The 19,891-nt window shown below is 49.1% G+C and carries 19 protein-coding genes; 15 read left to right on the top strand and 4 right to left on the bottom strand.

The genetic code is table 11. The features are described from left to right. Window positions 1-122: 122 nt before the first annotated feature. From EKM73_RS00385 to holA, 3 genes are read left to right on the top strand one after another with little or no spacing between them, the layout of a single operon-like run. The gene (locus EKM73_RS00385; protein ID WP_125700041.1) at window positions 123-602 is read left to right on the top strand and encodes a ComE operon protein 2; all 480 of its coding nucleotides are present in this window, start codon (window positions 123-125) and stop codon (window positions 600-602) included. 38 nt (window positions 603-640) lie between these two features. Then, window positions 641-2,869 carry a DNA internalization-related competence protein ComEC/Rec2 gene (locus tag EKM73_RS00380; protein WP_225421229.1) on the top strand — a complete coding sequence of 743 codons (2,229 nt, stop codon included), beginning with the start codon at window positions 641-643 and terminating at the stop codon, window positions 2,867-2,869. Further along, complete coding sequence (gene holA, locus EKM73_RS00375) at window positions 2,866-3,897, top strand: DNA polymerase III subunit delta (RefSeq protein WP_125700040.1); 1,032 nt, start codon at window positions 2,866-2,868, stop codon at window positions 3,895-3,897. The genes EKM73_RS00380 and holA overlap by 4 nt, the downstream gene beginning before the upstream one ends. Before the next feature lie 76 nt (window positions 3,898-3,973). Here the strand turns inward: holA and rpsT are convergent, their stop codons facing one another. After that, window positions 3,974-4,228, bottom strand: coding sequence for a 30S ribosomal protein S20 (gene rpsT, locus EKM73_RS00370; protein WP_056990141.1), 255 nt, complete (start codon window positions 4,226-4,228; stop codon window positions 3,974-3,976). Between the two features lie 276 nt (window positions 4,229-4,504). On the opposite strand from rpsT, the gene rpsO reads away from it, so the two are divergent. The 8 genes from rpsO (at window position 4,505) to EKM73_RS00330 (ending at window position 13,493) form a co-directional block, all read left to right on the top strand. Next, window positions 4,505-4,774, top strand: a complete 270-nt coding sequence (gene rpsO, locus EKM73_RS00365) for a 30S ribosomal protein S15 (RefSeq protein WP_020090254.1) — start codon at window positions 4,505-4,507, stop codon at window positions 4,772-4,774. A 206-nt stretch (window positions 4,775-4,980) separates the two neighbouring features. After that, a complete protein-coding gene (locus tag EKM73_RS00360) occupies window positions 4,981-6,894 on the top strand; it encodes a ribonuclease J (protein ID WP_125700039.1) in 1,914 nt (637 codons plus the stop codon). Between the two features lie 76 nt (window positions 6,895-6,970). Then, window positions 6,971-7,927 (top strand): hypothetical protein, encoded by a 957-nt coding sequence (locus EKM73_RS00355; RefSeq protein WP_125700038.1) that lies wholly within the window; start codon window positions 6,971-6,973, stop codon window positions 7,925-7,927. 181 nt (window positions 7,928-8,108) lie between these two features. Then, window positions 8,109-9,299 carry an elongation factor Tu gene (gene tuf / locus EKM73_RS00350; RefSeq protein WP_125700037.1) on the top strand — a complete coding sequence of 397 codons (1,191 nt, stop codon included), beginning with the start codon at window positions 8,109-8,111 and terminating at the stop codon, window positions 9,297-9,299. Window positions 9,300-9,625: 326 nt separating this feature from the next. After that, the gene (gene tig / locus EKM73_RS00345; protein WP_125700036.1) at window positions 9,626-10,936 is read left to right on the top strand and encodes a trigger factor; all 1,311 of its coding nucleotides are present in this window, start codon (window positions 9,626-9,628) and stop codon (window positions 10,934-10,936) included. A 224-nt stretch (window positions 10,937-11,160) separates the two neighbouring features. Beyond that, the gene (gene clpX / locus EKM73_RS00340; RefSeq protein ID WP_125700035.1) at window positions 11,161-12,414 is read left to right on the top strand and encodes an ATP-dependent Clp protease ATP-binding subunit ClpX; all 1,254 of its coding nucleotides are present in this window, start codon (window positions 11,161-11,163) and stop codon (window positions 12,412-12,414) included. Between the two features lie 183 nt (window positions 12,415-12,597). After that, on the top strand, window positions 12,598-13,191 hold the full coding sequence (yihA, locus tag EKM73_RS00335; RefSeq protein ID WP_125700034.1) for a ribosome biogenesis GTP-binding protein YihA/YsxC: 594 nt from the start codon (window positions 12,598-12,600) through the stop codon (window positions 13,189-13,191). 2 nt (window positions 13,192-13,193) lie between these two features. Then, window positions 13,194-13,493: a nucleoside triphosphate pyrophosphohydrolase family protein gene (locus EKM73_RS00330; protein ID WP_020090261.1), complete on the top strand. Its 300-nt coding sequence runs from the start codon at window positions 13,194-13,196 to the stop codon at window positions 13,491-13,493. Between the two features lie 80 nt (window positions 13,494-13,573). On the opposite strand, the gene EKM73_RS00325 is transcribed toward EKM73_RS00330, so the two are convergent. Next, entirely contained in the window at window positions 13,574-13,762 is a 189-nt protein-coding gene (locus EKM73_RS00325) for an SPJ_0845 family protein (protein ID WP_020090262.1), read from the bottom strand. Between the two features lie 222 nt (window positions 13,763-13,984). On the opposite strand from EKM73_RS00325, the gene uvrC reads away from it, so the two are divergent. Together uvrC and obgE are read left to right on the top strand one after the other, a co-directional pair. Next, window positions 13,985-15,802, top strand: coding sequence for an excinuclease ABC subunit UvrC (uvrC, locus tag EKM73_RS00320; protein ID WP_125700033.1), 1,818 nt, complete (start codon window positions 13,985-13,987; stop codon window positions 15,800-15,802). An 89-nt stretch (window positions 15,803-15,891) separates the two neighbouring features. Then, window positions 15,892-17,187 (top strand): GTPase ObgE, encoded by a 1,296-nt coding sequence (gene obgE / locus EKM73_RS00315; RefSeq protein WP_125700032.1) that lies wholly within the window; start codon window positions 15,892-15,894, stop codon window positions 17,185-17,187. Between the two features lie 122 nt (window positions 17,188-17,309). Here obgE and EKM73_RS00310 read toward each other — a convergent pair whose 3' ends face one another. Continuing rightward, window positions 17,310-18,068, bottom strand: coding sequence for a hypothetical protein (locus EKM73_RS00310; protein WP_125700031.1), 759 nt, complete (start codon window positions 18,066-18,068; stop codon window positions 17,310-17,312). A gap of 13 nt (window positions 18,069-18,081) precedes the next feature. Next, window positions 18,082-18,357, bottom strand: a complete 276-nt coding sequence (locus EKM73_RS00305; protein ID WP_125700030.1) for a hypothetical protein — start codon at window positions 18,355-18,357, stop codon at window positions 18,082-18,084. 168 nt (window positions 18,358-18,525) lie between these two features. Here EKM73_RS00305 and rnz point away from each other — a divergent pair, with 168 nt between their 5' ends. After that, the gene (rnz, locus tag EKM73_RS00300) at window positions 18,526-19,479 is read left to right on the top strand and encodes a ribonuclease Z (RefSeq protein ID WP_125700029.1); all 954 of its coding nucleotides are present in this window, start codon (window positions 18,526-18,528) and stop codon (window positions 19,477-19,479) included. Beyond that, the gene (locus tag EKM73_RS00295; protein WP_125700028.1) at window positions 19,476-19,865 is read left to right on the top strand and encodes a LapA family protein; all 390 of its coding nucleotides are present in this window, start codon (window positions 19,476-19,478) and stop codon (window positions 19,863-19,865) included. Before rnz ends, EKM73_RS00295 begins: the two co-directional genes overlap by 4 nt. Window positions 19,866-19,891 lie beyond the last annotated feature (26 nt).

The raw sequence follows: 19,891 nt of genomic DNA, 5'->3' as shown, positions 1-19,891 counted from the left end.
GCGTTAGTGTTAATTTTAGAGGGATGGTGTAAGCTAGTGAGAGTTACTGGGTGATGAGAGTTATTTTGCACCCACTGAATCAGAAAATGAATTTTAAATTGACAAGAAATGAGGGCTTTATCATGCAGCGAGAAAGAATTCCTTGGGATCAATATTTTATGCTTCAGGCGTTAGTTATTTCCACGCGGAGTACCTGCAACCGACTGTCGGTTGGGGCAACTCTGGTTCGTGACAAGCGGATCATTGCCGCGGGGTACAATGGGTCGGTGTCGGGCGATGACCACTGCCTAGATGAAGGTTGCTACTTGGTGGACGGTCACTGTGTCCGGACGATTCACGCCGAAATGAATGCCATTCTGCAGTGTGCCAAGTTTGGGGAGGCCACGGACGGTGCTGAAATTTACGTCACGGATTTTCCATGTTTGCAATGCACCAAGATGTTACTGCAAGCCGGGATTAAGAAGATTACGTATATGCGTAACTATCACAATGATCCCTACGCTCAGAAGTTGATTACTCTGAAACACGTCGTCTTGAATCAGGTCACTGTGGACCCAGAGCTACTAACCCAGTTACCATTTGAACAACCTAAACAGGATTAGTGGCGGCTAATCACTGGTTCTTAGCGTGTTTACCTTTAGTGGCAATCAGTGTTGTTTTTGGCGGCCATCCGGTGGCCGGCATGGGACTGGTGGCTTTGACGCTTGGACGAGTGGTGTCGTTACGATCGCGCCGAACGTTCTTAATGACACTGCTACTGGCAGTCATCTTCAGTGGCATTTTCGTGTGGCGACAGTCACAGGTGACGCGCCGGCAAGTTTCGGCGTTTCATCCGACCAACGTGACCTTAGCGATGACGTTTCAGCCGGATGCCCTCGTTTTCCATGGGGCCAGTTACTACTTTGTGGCGCGAAATCAGCAGACCGGGGAGCCACTGACGGTTCGTGGTTGGGTCCAGTCTGCTAGAGAGCTCCAACGCTTGAAGCAATTGCGTCGGCCGCAGCTTTGGCGGGTGAGTGGTCAGCAGGTAGGCATTCTGCCGGCGACAAATTTTAATCAATTCGATGGTGCCAGTTACTGGCATCATCGTGGGGTGACCAAGTCCGTTAAGGTCGTCAGTGTTCTTCAGCGGCAGACCGCGCCATCATCGCCATTACAAGTCGTGAGTAACTGGTGGCACCGGCAACGGACCCGTTTGATTCGTTACTGTGATCAACTCCCGGGGGCGTTACGGGTCTACGCATTGGGACTTCTACCCGGCAGTCGTGCAGCCGAAGCCGTTCAGGAACTGCAGGGGATGCAGCAGCTGGGACTCTTGCATTTATTTGCAATTTCTGGTCTACACGTGGCGTTACTACTGACGGCGGTGGAATGGCTGTGTGTCCATCTCCGAATCCAGCGGGAACACTGGGAATGGGGACTGCTCCTCGGGCTTCCCGGTTATTTTATTCTGGCCGGTGGTGGTAGCGGTGTGTTGCGGGCTTGTTTGATGCGGGGAATCCAACTGGGTGGTCGGAAGATTCGTGTACGGGTGAGTACTCTGGATGCCTGGGCGGGAGCTTTAGCAATCGGCTTGCTGGTGAATCCGGGACTGCTCTTTGAGTTGGGAAGCCAACTGAGCTATGGTTTGTCGCTCGGCCTGATCCTGTTGGCACAGGAGTCACACTGGTGGCGGCAAGTGGGCTTGACGTTATTGGGCCTGCCCAGCCTGCTCAACGGCATTTTTCAATGGCATATGCTGACAATTCTAACCAACGTGGTGCTGGTGCCGTTATTTCCGTTGGTCATGCTGCCAGTAACGCTGGTTGGCGTCGTAAGTTTTCCCTGGTTGCCAGTAATTAGCGGGTGGAGCGCGACCGTTCTGGCCATGCTGGATGGCGGACTAGCCCGCTTGGCTGAATTACCGGGAAACGTGAGCTTTGGCAAGCCGTGGTGGTGGGTGTGTTGGCTGTGGTTGGTAGTGAGTTGGTGGCTGTTCACTCGGCCACCCCGCCAACGTCGGCAGTGGCTAGTCGGTTTACTCGCGAGCTATGGGGTCGCGTATGGGTTGATTCATTTGCCGCTTCACGGCGAGGTCGCTTACTTTGACGTGGGTCAAGGCGATAGTATCCTATTGCGGGAGCCGTTCAATCGGCGAATTGCAATGATCGATACCGGGGGGCACTTGGCTTTTCCGCAACCGAAATGGGTGCCGCGCACGCCCACTACGTATGCCGCAACACATACGAATCTGAATTATTTGCGCAGCTTGGGAATCGACCACATAGATGACCTGTACCTGACTCACCATGATGCCGATCATATTGGGGATTTGCCGGCTTTTTTGCAAGCAATCAAGGTTAAACGACTGCTCGTACCGGCGGGGATGGAGACGGAACCGGGGTGGCAACACTTATTGGCTCACAGTCGTTTCCCGGTGAAGGTCCAGCCAATCACGATTGCCAGTCAGGTGCCGTTACGCGTACGGCATCCGTATGAGGCGGCTCCGGCCGAGAATGCCAATTCCTTAGCCTTACAGGGCAATTTTGGTGGGTTAAACTTTCTCTTTATGGGGGACTTGGACCAGACGGGTGAGCAGAAAATTATTGGCGATGACCCACAGCTTCGAACGGACGTGTTAAAATTAGGACATCACGGTAGCAAGACGGCCAGTGCACCGGCCTTTATCGACCAGCTCCGTCCGCGATGGGCAATTATTTCGGCAGGACGGGAGAATCGCTATGGTCATCCGCACGCTGAAACTTTAGCAACGCTTCGAGCAGCTGATGTGCCAGCGGTGAGTACCCAAACGAGTGGGATGATTCGCTACGTCTATGCGGGAAAACACGGTGTCTGGCAGACTAAATTAAAAGGGGAACGGGACTCTTGACGATTAATGAACTCTTAAAAACTTTGGCAACTGGGGGCAAACTCGCACCGGTTTACCTGATTATGGGGCAAGCAGATTACCTTCAGCGACGACTGAAGACGGCCTTCAAGTCAGTTGTTCCCGCTGAAGAACAGACGATGAACTACGCGACTTATGATATGGATGCCGTACCACTTGCCGTTGCATTGGATGATGCCATGGCAGCACCGTTTTTTGGTGAACGGCGGGTCGTATGCATCGACAACCCTCAGTTTTTGACGGGGGAGACCAAGAAACAAAAGGTTGAACACGATGTTGCCAGTCTCCAAACATACTTAGGATCACCAATGGAAAGCACGGTGCTGGTCTTTTTTGCGCCTTATGAGAAGCTAGATGGCCGCAAGAAAGTTTCCAAACAACTCAAAAAGGTGGCGACGACCATTGATATTGGCAACTTTTCTGAACGAGATGTGCGCCAGTTCGTAACGAATCAGCTCAAGCAGGACGGGTATACCATGGACCCAGCTGCCTTGGGTGAGCTGATTCAACGTACGGATGCGGACCTGACACTGATGATGGCGGAACTCCCTAAGTTGGAACTTTTTGCCTATCCGCAAAAAACGATTCAACCGGATGCTGTTACTGGATTGGTGGCTCAGACGTTGACACAGAATGTGTTTGATTTAGTCAATCAGGTTCTGGCTAAGGATACGGCCAAGGCGGTCACCTTGTACCGGGAATTGTTGTTGGCAAAGGAAGAGCCACTGAAAATCAACGCGATTTTGCAAGGCCAATTCCGGTTGTTGATTCAGACTAAGGTATTGGCTAAGCAGGGATACAGTCAGGGGAAGTTGGCGAATCTCCTGAAGGTCCATCCCTATCGGATCAAGTTGGCACTACAGTCACAGCGACGGTTCAAGCTGACCGATTTGAACCAAGCTTATTTAGGGCTGTTCCGGGTGGAAAAGCAGATGAAATCCACTGCGATGGCGCCGGAAATGTTATTTTCGTTGTTTATGACGCAATTCGCCGGGGGTCAAACGGCATAAAAGGGTATCAAAAAAGGGGGTCGACCGGAATGGTCGACCCCCTGAATTGCATCATCTAATCTGTTTGATTAATTGATTACTTAGCTAAACGTGCAGCCATCCGTGACTTGTCACGAGATGCCTTGTTCTTCTTGATCAAGCCCTTAGAAGCGGCGTGGTCAACAGCAGCACTAGCTAAACGGTATAATTCTTCCGCGTTGTCGGCACCGGCAGTCTTGGCTTCTTCGAAGCGCTTAACGGCAGTCCGCATCGTGCTTAATTGTGCTGAGTTACGTTCGTTGGCCTTGACGTTAGTCTTGGCACGTTCGATTGCTGATTTGATAATTGGCATGAAAATTTCACCTCCGAATGAGAATTCCTGTACCGGAAATCTTAATTTCAACGTATGTAATTATACAGAACCCAGGGACCGAATGCAATACTTTAGCGCGATAAATGTAAAGCAATTTTACTTGATAGGCATTTACACGGAAAAGCTTGCTATTTTTGTGGGAATTCAGTATGATAGGTAACTGTGCAAAAGCACAAACCCTTAACTTAGTTGGTTCGACAACCACCGTCGGCTTACTCAGTTTAGGGCAATTATATGAAGGGTGGTACATTTACCATGGCTATTAGTCCAGAAAAGAAAAACGAAGTTATCAAGCAATACGCACGTCACGAAGGCGACACGGGTTCTACTGAAGTCCAAGTTGCTGTTTTAACCGCTGATATCAACGAAATCAACGTGCATATGCAAAATCACCGTAAGGATTTCCATTCCCAACGTGGTTTGATGAAGAAGATTGGTCACCGTCGTAACCTTTTGGCTTACTTACGGAAGACTGATGTTCAACGTTACCGTGAATTAATCAAGAGCTTAGGCCTGCGTCGTTAATTCGCCGCACCGACGAGTCCATTTCCCTTGGGGAGATGGACTTTTTTTGCGTGGGACACCTTCGTAGTTCAGTAATTGCCCAAAGTATGGTAGACTGGAGAAAGTTTAATCATGGACGAATCTAGGTAGCGATACCTATAAGAAAAGACTGGTCGCAGCAGATCAGTGATTAACTTAAAACTAGTGAAAATACTTGAGGTGAACTTATGAGTGCGAAGATAAAAATTATTCCGTTCGGTGGTGTCCGCGAGAATGGAAAGAACATGTATGCCGTTGATGTTAACGGTAGTATTTATATTTTAGATTGTGGGTTAAAGTACCCGGAAAATGAGTTGTTAGGGATCGATGTTGTGATTCCAGACTGGAACTACTTACGTGAGAACAAGGATCGCATCGTTGCGGTCTTCCTGACCCACGGCCATGCTGATGCAATTGGTGCGTTGCCTTACTTCTTGAGTGAATTCAACGTGCCAGTCTTCGGGTCCGAAATGACGATTGCGTTAGCTAAGCTGAACGTCGCCGACGAACCAAAGGTGAAGAACTACGATGATTTCCACGTGGTTGATGAAAAGACTGAAATTGACTTCGGTGACGTGGTTGTTTCCTTCTTCTCAACGACCCACTCGATTCCAGAATCCATGGGGATCGTCTTGAAGACCGATGAAGGCCAAATCGTCTACACTGGGGACTTCAAGTTCGACCAAACGGCTAAGCCCGGTTACCAGACGGATTACGCCCGGCTTGGGGCCATTGGCCAAGCTGGCGTGTTAGCCGTATTGAGTGATTCCGCTAATGCCGAAAATCCAACGATGAACGCATCCGAACAAGAAATTGCTGAATCCATCGAAGAGACTTTCAACTATCGTAACGGCCGGGTTGTCGTTGCCTGTGTTGCTTCGAACATCTTACGGATTCAACAAGTCTTTGATGCCGCCGCTAAGACGGGACGAAAGGTTTGTTTGACGGGGCAAGACTTGGAAAAGATTGTCAACACGGCGATGAAGCTGGGCAAATTGTCTTTTGATGACGATCTTCTGGTTACACCAGAACAACTCGACAGCTTAGAACCTGCTGAAACGGTGATCCTGCAGACTGGCAAGATGGGTGAACCCATCAAGGCTATTCAACGGATGGCCAACAAGCAAGAAAAGACGCTTAATCTGCAAGAGGGCGACCTAGTCTACATCACGACCACGCCTTCTCACGCCATGGACACGACGGTTGCCCAGACGCGCGACATGGTTTACCGTGCTGGTGGTGAAGTGAAGGCTATTTCCGATGAAATGAATTCTTCGGGTCACGCCTATAAACGCGACTTGCAACTGATGTTGAACCTGCTGAAGCCAAAGTACTTGGTTCCTATTCAAGGGGAATATCGGTTGTTGAATGCCCATGCCAACGCTGCAATGGAGCTGGGAATGCCTGCCGACCACGTCTTCATCCTCGCTAAGGGTGATGTTCTGACGTATGACAAGGGCACCATGGGTCTTGGCGAAGGTATTGATGTCAGTGACACCATGATCGATGGAATCGGTGTTGGTGATATCGGAAATATCGTCTTACGTGACCGGAAAGTCTTGGCCGACGACGGGATCTTTATCGCCGTGGTCACGATTGATCGTAAGAAGAAACAGATTGTGGCGGAACCTAAGATTACATCGCGTGGATTCGTCTACGTCAAGGCTAACAAGGACTTGATGCAGGAGAGTGGTCAAATTATCAGCAAGGCCGTTCAAAACAACCTCGACAACAAAGAGTTTGATTGGGGCCATTTGAAGCAGGACGTGCGCGAGCATTTGAGCCACTACCTCTTTGAGCAGACGCATCGACGTCCAGTGATCTTGCCGGTCATTATGGAAGTCAACCAGCACCATCGTCGTGCAAGTAGCAAGGATAAGCCCAACACGGGGAAGGAACAGGCTAAGGACGTCAAGACACCTGCTAAGCCTAAAGCCAAGTCGAAGCCAAAAGCTAAGGGCAGTAGTGCACCAAAAGCTAAGGCGGCTGGCAACAAGCCCGCAGCAACGACCAAAGATGGTCAGGCAACGCATAAGCCACGGCGCAACCGGAAACGGCGGCCACATGCAGCGAAGCCAGCCGAATCAACAGACAAACAGTAAAAATACGAGCGGACCGAGACCATTTGGCGTCGGTCCGTTTTGATTCAACCAATTCTGGTACCGAAAGGAATGTGCTATGGGAGAATTTTCTAGTCCAGCCGCTCGTGAACAAGCCATTGTTCGGGCTCACCAGGCGTTTGAGGCGGAGGAGTGGTCCACGGCGACTGAATGGTTTGAACGGCTCTATAATGACCAGCAAACGGCCGAATTCAATCGATATTTGGTAGCGAGTCTCTATCATGATGAAAAGTATTTAGTCGCCGAGCAGTTTGCCGCGGAACAGGACACCGTTTATTTGGCGACGGCGGAGACTTTTCAGTTGCGTTTAGACGTGGCTTTGAAGAATCAACAGTTTATTTTCGCTCGAGAGTTCTGCGAATTACCGGCGGCGAAGTCTTGGCGTGACGCCGGACTCACTCAGATAGTTACTGCCGAGGAGGTCTCTCGGCAGGCACTAGGTGAGACACAGCGAGTCTTGGCGAAGCAATTCTATCATCTGGGCGATGTGGATTTTGACGAACAGCGGCAGCGTTTGACCCATGCGCGGCAATTACCGCTCAAGGAGTTTATGCAGGGCGTTCAGTATCTGTTGGTCGATCCTTTCTTACATCCGTTGATGCGTGCGACGCTGTTAGAGGAACTTTTACGGTTACACACGACGAAGACCGTTCAGCTTCACTGGTTGGACGACGAAGATTACACCCTGGATACCAGTCAATTAGAGCCGGTGGGGGCGAGTCAGGCCGCACAAACGATGCAAAATTATCTGCATGAAGATCTGGGTCAACAAGATCCGATGCTTGCCGCTAGCGTTTCACAAACAATTACGTTACAATTAATGATGCTGTATCCGTTTATTGACAAAATTATTCGGAATCCACTGACTTGGGTCCAGATTGTGGCACAGCAACCGGTGACAGATCAGACCGGTGCAGCAGAATTAAATGAAATTTCTGAGTGGCAAAACCGCTTAAATCACTTCATGAGGGCATTATTTGGGCCGATTAACCATGAAAATCATGAAAAACCGTAAATTCGGCAAGATTTTAGTTTACAAATAATTCTGCAGCATATATACTGGTCAAGGATTCTTTTTTGGGAGGGTTCCAGCTTTCCCTTTCTGAAAAGAAGTAGTATAATTTTACGCAAAGGGTGATTAATTTTCTTTGTGAGAAGAGATTGTCCTTGCGATAAAATACAGGAGGGTTTCATTAATGGCTGAAAAAGAACATTATGAAAGAACTAAACCCCATGTAAATATTGGTACTATTGGCCATATTGACCATGGGAAAACGACGTTAACTGCTGCAATCACTAAGGTACTTGCTGACAAAGGTTTAGCAAAGGCCGAAGATTACGCTGATATCGATGCTGCTCCAGAAGAACGTGAACGTGGTATCACGATCAACACTGCCCACGTTGAATATGAAACTGAAAAGCGTCACTATGCGCATATTGATGCCCCAGGACATGCTGACTACATCAAGAACATGATCACTGGTGCTGCCCAAATGGACGGTGCTATCTTGGTTGTTGCCGCTACTGATGGCCCTATGCCACAAACGCGTGAACACATTTTGCTTGCTCGCCAAGTTGGTGTTAACTACATCGTTGTCTTCTTAAACAAGACCGACTTAGTTGATGACGACGAATTGGTCGACTTAGTTGAAATGGAAGTTCGTGAATTGCTGTCCGAATACGATTACCCTGGTGACGATATTCCAGTTATTCGCGGGTCTGCTTTGAAGGCTCTCGAAGGCGACGAAGAACAAACCAAGGTTATCCTTCACTTAATGGACGTTGTTGATGATTACATCCCAACGCCAGTTCGTGAAAACGACAAGCCTTTCTTGATGCCCGTTGAAGACGTCTTCACGATCACTGGTCGTGGGACTGTTGCTTCCGGTCGTATCGACCGTGGGATGGTTAAGGTTGGTGACGAAGTTGAAATCGTTGGTTTACATGACGACGTATTGAAGACTACTGTTACTGGTCTTGAAATGTTCCGTAAGACGTTGGACCTTGGTGAAGCCGGGGATAACGTTGGTGCCTTATTGCGTGGGATTAACCGTGAACAAGTTGTTCGTGGCCAAGTTCTTGCACAACCAGGTTCGATCCAAACCCACAAAGAGTTCAAGGGTGAAGTCTACATCTTGAGCAAAGAAGAAGGTGGCCGTCATACGCCATTCTTCTCAAACTACCGTCCACAATTCTACTTCCACACCACTGATATCACTGGTGTTATCGAATTGCCTGATGGCGTAGAAATGGTTATGCCTGGTGATAACGTGACGTTCACTGTTGAACTGATCCAACCAGCTGCCATTGAAAAGGGTACTAAGTTCACTGTCCGTGAAGGTGGCCACACTGTTGGTGCCGGTACTGTTACGGAAATTGACGACTAATTAATTTTATTAATTAGTGTGCCTTGAAAGAGGGGCTGAAGGGGTAACCTTTCAGTCCTTTTTTCGTACCTAAAATGTCGCTGTGTACGACGGGACGTTTTCGCTGATTCCGCGGTGCGGTGCCGGGATAATCTGGCCCGCGACGTTAATTTCTCGGCAGCGGTTTATTTTTACCTGATTTTCAGCAAAAAATTTAAGGAAAGCCGCGTCATTCACGGCATTTCAGCAAAAATCATTTTACAATTTGGATAGCATAAGGTACACTTATACAGTATGCAATTGATAGAATTGTAAATAGTAATATCTTTCATTTCGGAGGGAAAATAATGGCTGCAAAATGGGAAAAAAAGGACTCTAATCAAGGCGAATTAACCTTTGAAATTGCTCCTGATATGATCAAAGATGGTCTGGACAAGGCCTTCAAGCGTACCAAGAAGAACCTGGCTGTACCTGGTTTCCGTAAGGGCCGTGTACCACGTCAAATCTTCGACCAAATGTACGGTGAAGAAGCATTGTATCAAGATGCTTTAAACATTGTTTTACCGGATGCTTACGAAGAAGCTATCAAGGACGCTGGTATCGAACCAGTCGACCAACCCCAAGTGGATGTTGAATCCATGGACAAGGGTAAGGCTTGGGTTCTGAAGGCCGTTGTTACGGTTAAGCCAGACGTTAAGCTTGGTGACTACAAGGGCCTCAGCGTAACGAAGCAAAACACGCGGGTTTACCAAAAGGACATCGATGCCGAATTAGAAAAGCAACGTCAACAACAAGCCGAATTAGTGCTTAAAGAAGACGAAGCCGCTGCTAAGGGCGACACTGTTGTGATTGACTTCGACGGTTACGTTGATGGCAAGCAATTCGATGGTGGTAAGGCTGACAACTACTCCTTGGAATTAGGCTCTAACTCCTTCATCCCTGGCTTCGAAGACCAATTAGTTGGTCACAAGGCCGGCGATGACGTTGACGTTAAGGTTACTTTCCCTAAGGATTACCAAGCCGAAGACTTACGTGACAAGGAAGCCACTTTCAAGGTTACCTTACACGAAGTTAAGGAAAAGCAATTACCAGAATTGGACGATGAATTCGCTAAGGATGTTGACGAAGATGTTGACAGCTTAGAAGAATTACAAGCTAAGACTAAAGACAGCTTGAAGGAACAAAAGACCCAAGCTGCTCACGATGCTATCGAAGACGAAGCTATCAGCGAAGCCGTTGATAACGCCGAAATCGGTGACATCCCAGAAGCTATGCTGAAGGATGATATCAACCGTCAAATGGACCAATACCTGGCTAACATGCAACAACAAGGTATTGAACCAAAGATGTACTTCCAATTGACTGGGACTACTGAAGACGACTTACGGAAGCAATTCACCGATGGTGCCGATAAGCGGGTTAAGACTAACCTTGTGCTTGAAGCCGTCGTTGCTGCTGAAAAGATCGAACCTTCAGAAGACGAAATCAGTGCTGAAGTTAAGGACTTAGCTGGCCAATACGGCATGGAAGAAAGTGCTGTTCGCAGTGCCCTTTCAGATGACATGTTAAAGCATGACATTGCTATCAAGAGCGCCGTTGACTTGATTGCCGATTCCGCAAAGCAAGACAAGAAGAAGGACTCAGAAGATAAAGACTAATTCTTTATTCAATTGAGAACTTGACCGGGATGACAGTCGCTGTTGTCCCGGTTTTTCATTAGAATCAGGTTTTCTGCGCCGCTGAGGCAAATTGATTTTATCGTGGGCTTATCTGTGGTATAGTACACGATTGATAGGGAAATCTGGTTAGTTCGACAGGTTTACTGACACACAGCTTTTTGTAATGAGTTAGGCTTAAGCCTGGAGAGAAAGGGTGAAGTTTATTGTTTGAAAACACCGAAACGACTGGCCCAGTGACCTGTTCTTTTTGTGGTAAATCACAAGATCAAGTAAAGAAGATCGTTGCCGGCCCGGGTGTTTACATCTGTAATGAATGTATTGACCTCTGTAAAGAAATCATTGATGAAGAAGCTAGCCAAGACAGCGCACAAGAAACCTTAGAAGTGCCGAAGCCTGCTGATATCGTCAACACGCTCGACCAATACGTCATCGGTCAAAAGGAAGCCAAGCGGACGTTATCCGTTGCTGTTTACAACCACTATAAGCGGGTAAACGAAATGGCGCAGGCCGACGATGAGGGCCCTGAACTGCAAAAGAGTAACATTGCGGTGATCGGACCTACTGGTTCCGGGAAGACTTACCTGGCGCAAAGCCTGGCTAAGATTCTGAACGTCCCATTTGCAATTGCAGATGCCACGACCTTGACTGAAGCTGGTTACGTGGGTGAAGACGTTGAAAACATCCTCTTGAAGTTGCTGCAAAGCGCCGATTATGACGTGGACCGCGCTGAAAAGGGTATTATTTACATCGATGAAATCGATAAAATTGCTAAGAAGTCCGAGAACGTTTCGATTACGCGTGACGTTTCCGGCGAAGGGGTGCAACAAGCCCTCCTGAAGATTCTTGAAGGTACGATTGCCAATGTTCCGCCTCAGGGTGGTCGTAAGCATCCCCAACAAGAGTTCATTCAAATCGACACGACCAACATCCTCTTCATCGTTGGTGGGGCTTTTGATGGCATTGACGGTATCGTCAAGCGTCGTCTGGGTGACCAAACGATTGGATTTGGTGCCGACAGTAAGGAACAAAACGTCTTAGCTTCTGGCGATAGCCTGATGCAACACGTGATTCCAGAAGACTTGCTCCAATTCGGGTTGATTCCAGAATTTATCGGGCGGTTGCCAATCCTGACAGCCCTCGAAAAGCTGGATGAAAACGATTTGGTTCGGATCTTGACGGAACCTAAGAACGCATTGGTCAAGCAGTACGAGAAGTTGCTGTCCCTCGATGATGTTCAACTGGAATTCCAGCCAGCTGCCCTCCGTGAAATGGCCAAGTTAGCCATCGCCCGGAACACTGGTGCCCGTGGATTGCGGTCAATCATTGAAGACGTGATGCGTGATATCATGTTCGACCTGCCTAGTCGTGATGACGTGGCGAAGGTTGTGATTACGGCTGAAACCGTGACCGACCATGCTGAACCTGATGTGATCTTAAAGGATCAAAAAGTTTCATAATTGCCACACTGTGTGGCGTTGCGACCAGCCTTTAGGTTGGTCGCTTTTTTTATGGCCGCGCAAAGGGTTGGGGGAGTGGGCTTTAACCGCTTTATTGCAGAATGCCTGTTCGAGAAAGTCCCCAGTGGGGTGACGTTCTGTGTTAGAATAATGAAAGATATTTGGAGAGGATGGCATTAACCAATGGAAGTCAATCACGTAGAATTAGTCATGAGTGCGGTTGACCCCGCACAATACCCAACGACGGGGTATCCAGAAATTGCGCTGGTCGGCCGGTCAAACGTCGGGAAGTCTTCATTGACCAACGTTCTGATCAACCGGCGCTCATACGCCCGGACGTCTAGTCAACCGGGAAAGACTCAGACCCTGAACTTTTACAACGTCGAGGATCAACTCTACTTCGTCGATGTCCCTGGCTACGGTTACGCCAAGGTTTCCAAGACGGAACGGGAAAAGTGGGGCAACATGATCGAAACGTACCTGACCCAACGCGACCAATTAAAAGGGGTCGTTTCACTCGTTGATGCCCGGCACGCACCGACCGAAGACGATGTTCAGATGTACCAGTACCTGGCTTACTTTAACCTACCAACGCTGATCGTCGCCACTAAGAGTGACAAGATTGCTCGTGGTAAGTGGAATCAGGCTGTGAGTCAGATCAAGAAGGCCATGAACCTACCTAACACCGACAACATCATCATGTTCTCAGCACCGAAAAAGGTCGGGAAGGATGCTGTCTGGAACTGGATCGAAGAACAAGCCTTTGGGGAGGAATAGGAATGGAATTTAATGATTATCAAAAAGCTGCGAACCGGACGTTGTACGGCAACGAACAGGTTCTAACCAACTGTGCATTGGGGTTGGCCGGTGAATCGGGCCAAGTTGTTGATCTCGTCAAGAACTACACCTTCCACGGTCAGGACATGGACCACGAAGCCATCGTTAAAGAGATGGGTGACGTGCTCTGGTATCTCAGCCAGATTGCCCAGTGGGCTGACATCGACTTCGATGAAGTGGCACAGGATAACATTAAACGCCTCAATGAACGCTACCCCCACGGTTTCCAACCGGAACGGTAGTCGTTTGGAGCTATATCCAAGTTAAAGCCTAAAACAAAAGGACCCACGGATTTATTCCGTGAGTCCTTTAACTTTCAACGTTAGTCTTGACTGTGATCCTGTTCGTGTTTTGATTTATCGGCGTTGATCAAGCCTTTAGCGCGCTTGTTATCCTTGTGGGCATCGTCACGCTTCAAAAACTTGTCGCGTTTCACGTCCGTGGGGTCCATCTCAGCAAATTTACCGAACATGGAGTCAAGGTCATCCTGGCGTTTTACTTTAAGAGCCATTCAAGCCACCTCCTTGTCTTTAGCAGTTATCATAGCAGAATTTCTGAGATTTGTCATTTATCAGGATAAGGCTTGGCAAAAACCGAAGAAATCGAGTCGACTTATGACCGACAAAAATAATCCGAGAATCGGCACCGCGGCTGGGGTGAATTGCTTGCACCAAACACGTATTCGGCTTATACTTTATAAGCTAATTCGAGAAATGAACGGGAGGTTAGGCCCTTGGCATCGGAATATTTGGAACACAAACTGGCGTTATTGCCGGGCCTTCCCGGCTGTTATTTGATGAAGAACATCAACAGCCAGATTATTTACGTGGGGAAGGCAAAGAACCTGAAGAACCGGGTGCGGTCGTACTTTAAGAGTAGTCACACCGGGAAGACGGCGCAGTTAGTCAGTGAAATCGTGGATTTTGAAACGATCATCACCTCGACCGACAAGGAGGCTTTCCTCCTAGAAATTACGTTGATTCAAAAGCATCAGCCGTACTTCAACATCAAGCTGAAGCGGGGGACCGGGTACCCCTACATTAAGATTACCAATGAACGGGATCCCCAATTGCTGTTGGTCAGCGACATCAAGAAGGATGGGGCCTACTACTTTGGGCCGTATCCCAACGTTTATGCGGCTGAAGAAACCATTCACTTCCTGCAGAAGGTCTATCCGCTACGGCGGTGCAACGGCTATCAGGGTCGTCCATGTCTGTACTACCATATGGGACAGTGCCTCGGCGCCTGCTTCAAAGAGGTGCCCCAAGGCGATTACGACGAACAGATTAAGAAGATCAAATCTTTCCTAAACGGGAACGTTGGTCATGCTGAAAAGGAACTGACCGATCGGATGACTGCAGCGGCTGCCGACATGGCTTACGAGCGGGCAGCCGACCTGCGTGATCAGATTCGTTACATTGAGGCCACGGTTGAAAAGCAGAAGATTATTTCCAATGACAGTACGCCACGAGATATCTTCAACTTTTACCTGGACAAGGGGTGGCTATCGATTCAGATTTTCTTCATTCGCCAGGCGCGATTGATGAAACGAGAGAAACGGCTCTTTCCTATTGTTAGCACAGCCGAAGAAGAGCTGGCCAGTTTTATCGTGCAGTTCTATCAGCGGAAGAATACGGTACTTCCACGTGAGATCCTGGTGCCAGCTAGTATTGATGCCGCCAGCATCGAGGAAATCCTCCATGTGCCCGTTAGAACGCCGCAGCGGGGCACCAAACGTGATTTGCTGGACATGGCCGCTAAGAACTCGCGATTGGTCTTAGAAGAGAAGTTTCGGCTGTTAGAGCTTGATGAGGGTAAGACGACTGGGGCTATGAAGGAAATCACCGATGCACTGGGCATTGCTCCCGGGCACAAGATTGAAGCGTTTGACCACTCCCACATTCAAGGTGCCGACTTGGTTTCAGCAATGGTGGTCTTCGTTGATGGTCAACCCAATAAGAAGTTATACCGAAAATACAAATTACGAACGGTCGACCACGCCGATGAAACGGCTAGCACCCTGGAAGTTATTCGGCGGCGTTATGGGCGCTTGCTCAAGGAGCACGCGCAGATGCCAGACCTGATCCTGATGGATGGGGGCGACATTCAGATGAATGCGGTCAAGGAAGTCTTGGCGGACGAATTTGACCTGCACATTCCGGTTGCCGGGATGGTCAAGAACGACCACCATAAGACGGCCGACCTATTATTTGGTCCCGATGACCACCACGTTCACTTGGACCCGAAGAGTCAGGGCTTCTACCTGGTTCAGCGGATTCAAGACGAGGTTCACCGGTTCGCGATTACTTTCCACCGACAGGTTCACAGCAAGAATTCACTGAGTTCTCGGCTTGACCGGATCCCCGGTGTGGGACCTAAGACGCGGAATAAATTGCTACGGAAATTTGGCTCGACTAAGAAGATCGGTGAAGCCAGTGTGGACGATTTGCGGGAATTGGGTGTCAGCAAAACCGTTGCGCAGACGATTCGGTTGACCTTACAGGCCGAGACGGCAGAAATAAAAAGTCCGCGTACGCCAACGAAACTTTGACGTGACGGCCGTTTGCCGGTATACTGGCTAGCAGGATACTTTACGAAGAAAGCAGCACGCGCTGGTTTAGAAAACGAGGAATAATAATTATGTTTGTAGATCAAGTTAAAATTGACGTCAAGGCCGGTAAGGGTGGCGACGGGATGGTCGCCTTCCGTCGGGAAAAGTTTGTGCCCAATGGTGGGCCAGCCGGTGGTGACGGTGGTCGCGGTGGTAACATCGTGTTCGCCGTTGACGAAGGCTTACGGACGCTGATGGACTTCCGGTACCAACGGAAGTTCAAGGCCAAGAGTGGGGGTAACGGTGCCATTAAGTCCATGACTGGGCGGGGCGCCGCTGACACAATCATCAGCGTACCCCAAGGAACAACCGTTTATAATAACGAAACGGGTGCCGTCATCGCTGACCTAGTTGCCAGTGACGACTCAGCTATCGTGGCCAAGGGTGGTCGTGGTGGCCGGGGCAATATTCACTTTGCCTCACCAAAGAATCCCGCACCAGAAATTGCCGAAAACGGTGAACCTGGGCAGGAATTTGAAATTCGTTTGGAATTAAAGGTCCTCGCCGATGTCGGTTTAGTTGGATTCCCATCTGTTGGGAAGTCAACGCTGTTGTCGACGGTGACGAGTGCCAAGCCTAAGATTGCTGAATATCACTTTACCACGCTGGTCCCTAACCTGGGGATGGTGCGGTTGCCAGATGGTCGCGACTTCGTCATGGCCGATTTACCTGGTCTGATCGAAGGGGCCGCCAATGGGGTTGGCTTAGGTTTCCAATTCCTGCGGCACGTTGAACGGACGCGGGTTATCCTGCATCTGATCGATATGAGTGGTCTCGAAGGGCGTGATCCTTACGAAGACTTCGAAAAAATTAATGAAGAACTTAAGACCTACGATCCAGATATCCTGAAGCGACCACAGATCGTGGTGGCTAACAAGATGGATATGCCGGATTCTGCTGACAATTTAGCTAAGTTCAAGGAAGACTTGAAGCAGGATAAGCTGTTGGCTCAGGCACCAGAAGTCTATGCGGTCTCCGCACTGACGCATGATGGGTTAACTCCGTTGTTACAACGGACGGCTGATATCTTGGCTGCAACGCCGAAGTTCCCAGTCAAGCAAGAAGAAGTGGTCGAAAAGGCCGAATACGACTTCAAGCCTGAAGCAGAATTTGAAATTACGCAGGATGCCGATGGTACTTGGGTTCTGACCGGTGACAAGCTGTTGAAGCTCTTCCGGATGACCGATATCAACCATGATGAAAGTTTGTTACGCTTTACCCGTCAAATGCGGGGAATGGGCGTCGACAATGGTCTACGAGATCACGGTGCCAAGAACGGTGACCTGGTCAAGATCGACGACTTTACCTTCGAATACATGGCTTAATAGTTTAGCGCCAAAAAAAGCGTGGTCAATCAAGACTTGAATCCTGATTGACCACGCTTTAACTTTGAATTTGTGAAGCTATTTAAATAATTGCTAGTGGTTCACGGCAATAAGTGGCTCGGTTACAGCGTTAACTTTAACCAAGTTGTAGGTTTGACCACTTGTTTTTTGTTGGCAAATGCGCCAGCAAACTTAATTTTAACGGACTTTAGATTAGGCTTGGTCTTTTCACTGGCGAGGCCGGTCGCAAATGTAGCGAGCTTGTCTCCAGCCGGAATAGTCTTCCCCGCGCTGGCATCACTCAGTTGATTAGCTGCGTTCAATTGGCGATTGCCGCCGAGCTGGATACTTTGAATCCCATCGGTGGTTACGGCCTGCTTCCCGCGGTTATAAATGGTAAACTTGACCTGTAGCGTGTAATAGGGACTCTTGAGTTGCGCCAAATTCAGGGCTTGGGCGGCCATCCGTTTGGCCGCGGCTGTTTTGGCGGTGTTCTTAATGATCCGGACGGTCGTGACCTTATACGTCAAGTCGCCTGACTTAATCGTCGTCTGGGGATGTTTAACGGTATTCAAGGTGAGCTGAGTTCCGACCTTATCAAAGGTATATTGTCCGGCCTTCTTGAGATTGCCTGACTTCACGTAGCGGGCGTTCTTGGTCAACTTGGCCTGCGGGTGATACGTCTGCGCCTCCTCTTTGTGTGAGGCAGAGGATGACGTCACTGCGGCGTCTGGTTCCTTGGCACTGTAGCTGCTAGACTGGCTACTGCTGTCCTTGAAGCTGGCGGTACTCTTTTGGCCGCTGCTAGATTGACAGCCGACGAGCCCCACCGTGAGAAGGCTGAGGCTGAGAAGCAATGATGCTTTGGTGAAGAAACGCATGGTAAAACTCCTTTCAACCGAATAAGATTTGATGGGGCACTAGGCGGTAACCGTAGAGACGTTGGGGTGGTTCCTGCGCGATAAACAGGCTGGCCTGCGGGTCGACCTGTTGTGCGCGGGTCCGCAGTTGATCCAATGTTAATGGTCGGCCGGTTCCGGTGATGAGGTGAAGCTGGTCAGTCTTGGTTTGTAGGTCGACCACCGGCACTTGCTGGCCGTCGTGCTCCCAATACAGGCGCAGGGCGGGGTGCAAGTCGATGGTCGACAGGTTAAAGTCAATGAGCCGCATGTTCTGTTGCCCCCAATCACAAGCTTACCTCGATTATACCGAATTTTAGGAGAGAACCCCAGCAATAATCCCCTTCACTGGAGATGGCCGGTTTTGAGAGTTGCGATTTTACCCAAAATCCCCTAAAATAGTGGACGGACTTTAATTATAGAATAGGAACGAAAAAATATGGAAATTCAATTTTTAGGGACGGGCGCCGGGTCACCCGGAAAGTTTCGAAATGTGACCAGTACGGCGTTGCGCTTACTTGATGAGCGTAATTCAGTGTGGCTGTTCGACGTGGGTGAAGCCACCCAGCACCAGATTCTGCGGACCACGTTAAAGCCGCGGAAGATCGATAAGATTTTTATTACCCACCTGCATGGTGACCATATTTTTGGGCTACCAGGTCTCTTGAGTAGCCGGTCGTTTCAGGGTGGCAATGAACCGCTAACCATCTATGGACCAAAGGGCATTCGCGACTTCGTTGAAGTGAGCATGCGTGTCTCCGAGACCAAGTTGTCTTACAAGATTCACTACCGCGAACTGTCGGCGGATGGCATGATTTTCGAAGACGATAAATTTCGGGTTTACGCCCAGCATCTCGATCACCGGATCGAATGCTTTGGCTACCGGGTCGTCGAGAAGGATCATCCAGGAGAATTGATGGTTGAAAAGCTACGGGAGGCTCAGATTCCTTCTGGACCAGTCTACGGTCAACTGAAGGCTGGCAAGACCGTCACGCTACCCGACGGTCGGACCGTGAGTGGTGCAGACTTCTTGGGACCGAGTCAACCCGGACGAATCGTTGCGCTCTTGGGTGATACTCGTCAAACGCAGAATGCGTCTCGTCTGACGCAGGACGCCGATGTTCTGGTTCACGAGAGTACCTTTGCTAAGGGAGAAAGCAAGTTGGCACGGGCCTACTACCACTCAACCAATATTCAAGCGGCTGAGCTGGCTAAACGGACCAATGTGAAGATGTTGCTCCTCAATCATATCTCGGCTCGTTACACCGGCAAGATGGCCTTAGAGCTGCAGCAGCAAGCGCGTGAGGTCTTTAAGAACACGCGGGTCGTCAAGGATTTTGATGAATACAACGTGCCATTTCAAAAAATAACTGCGGAAGGTGCTCAGAAATGAAAAATCAGTGGCGAATCGTTTTAACAATCTTATTAGTCATCGTGGTGGCAATCTTTGCTATTTTAAATGTGGAAAGTGTCCCGGTTTCTTTTGGATTCACAACGGTTCATTGGCCATTGATTTTGATTCTGTTGGTGTCGATACTGATCGGTGCGGTCTTGATGATTCTCTTTTCAACCATCACCGTCTTCCAACACAACCGAGCATACAAGGACTTGGAGCAGAGCAGCAATGAGCGTATTGACGCACTGACCAAGGACAATGACCGCCTGACCAAGCGTCTGCAGAACTCTAAGAGTAAGCAGATCGCCGGGCAACAGGAAAAGCAGTTGCAGGATTTAGAGAAAGAAAACGCTGAATTAAAGGCAAGATTAGCTGAAAAATAACAAGAACCGATAGCGAGGAGCGGTGC

Origin of the sequence: Levilactobacillus fuyuanensis, assembly GCF_003946395.1 — a bacterium.
In the GTDB taxonomy this organism is placed as follows: Bacteria; Bacillota; Bacilli; order Lactobacillales; family Lactobacillaceae; genus Levilactobacillus; species Levilactobacillus fuyuanensis.
This window is presented reverse-complemented; position numbering and strand designations above follow the sequence as displayed.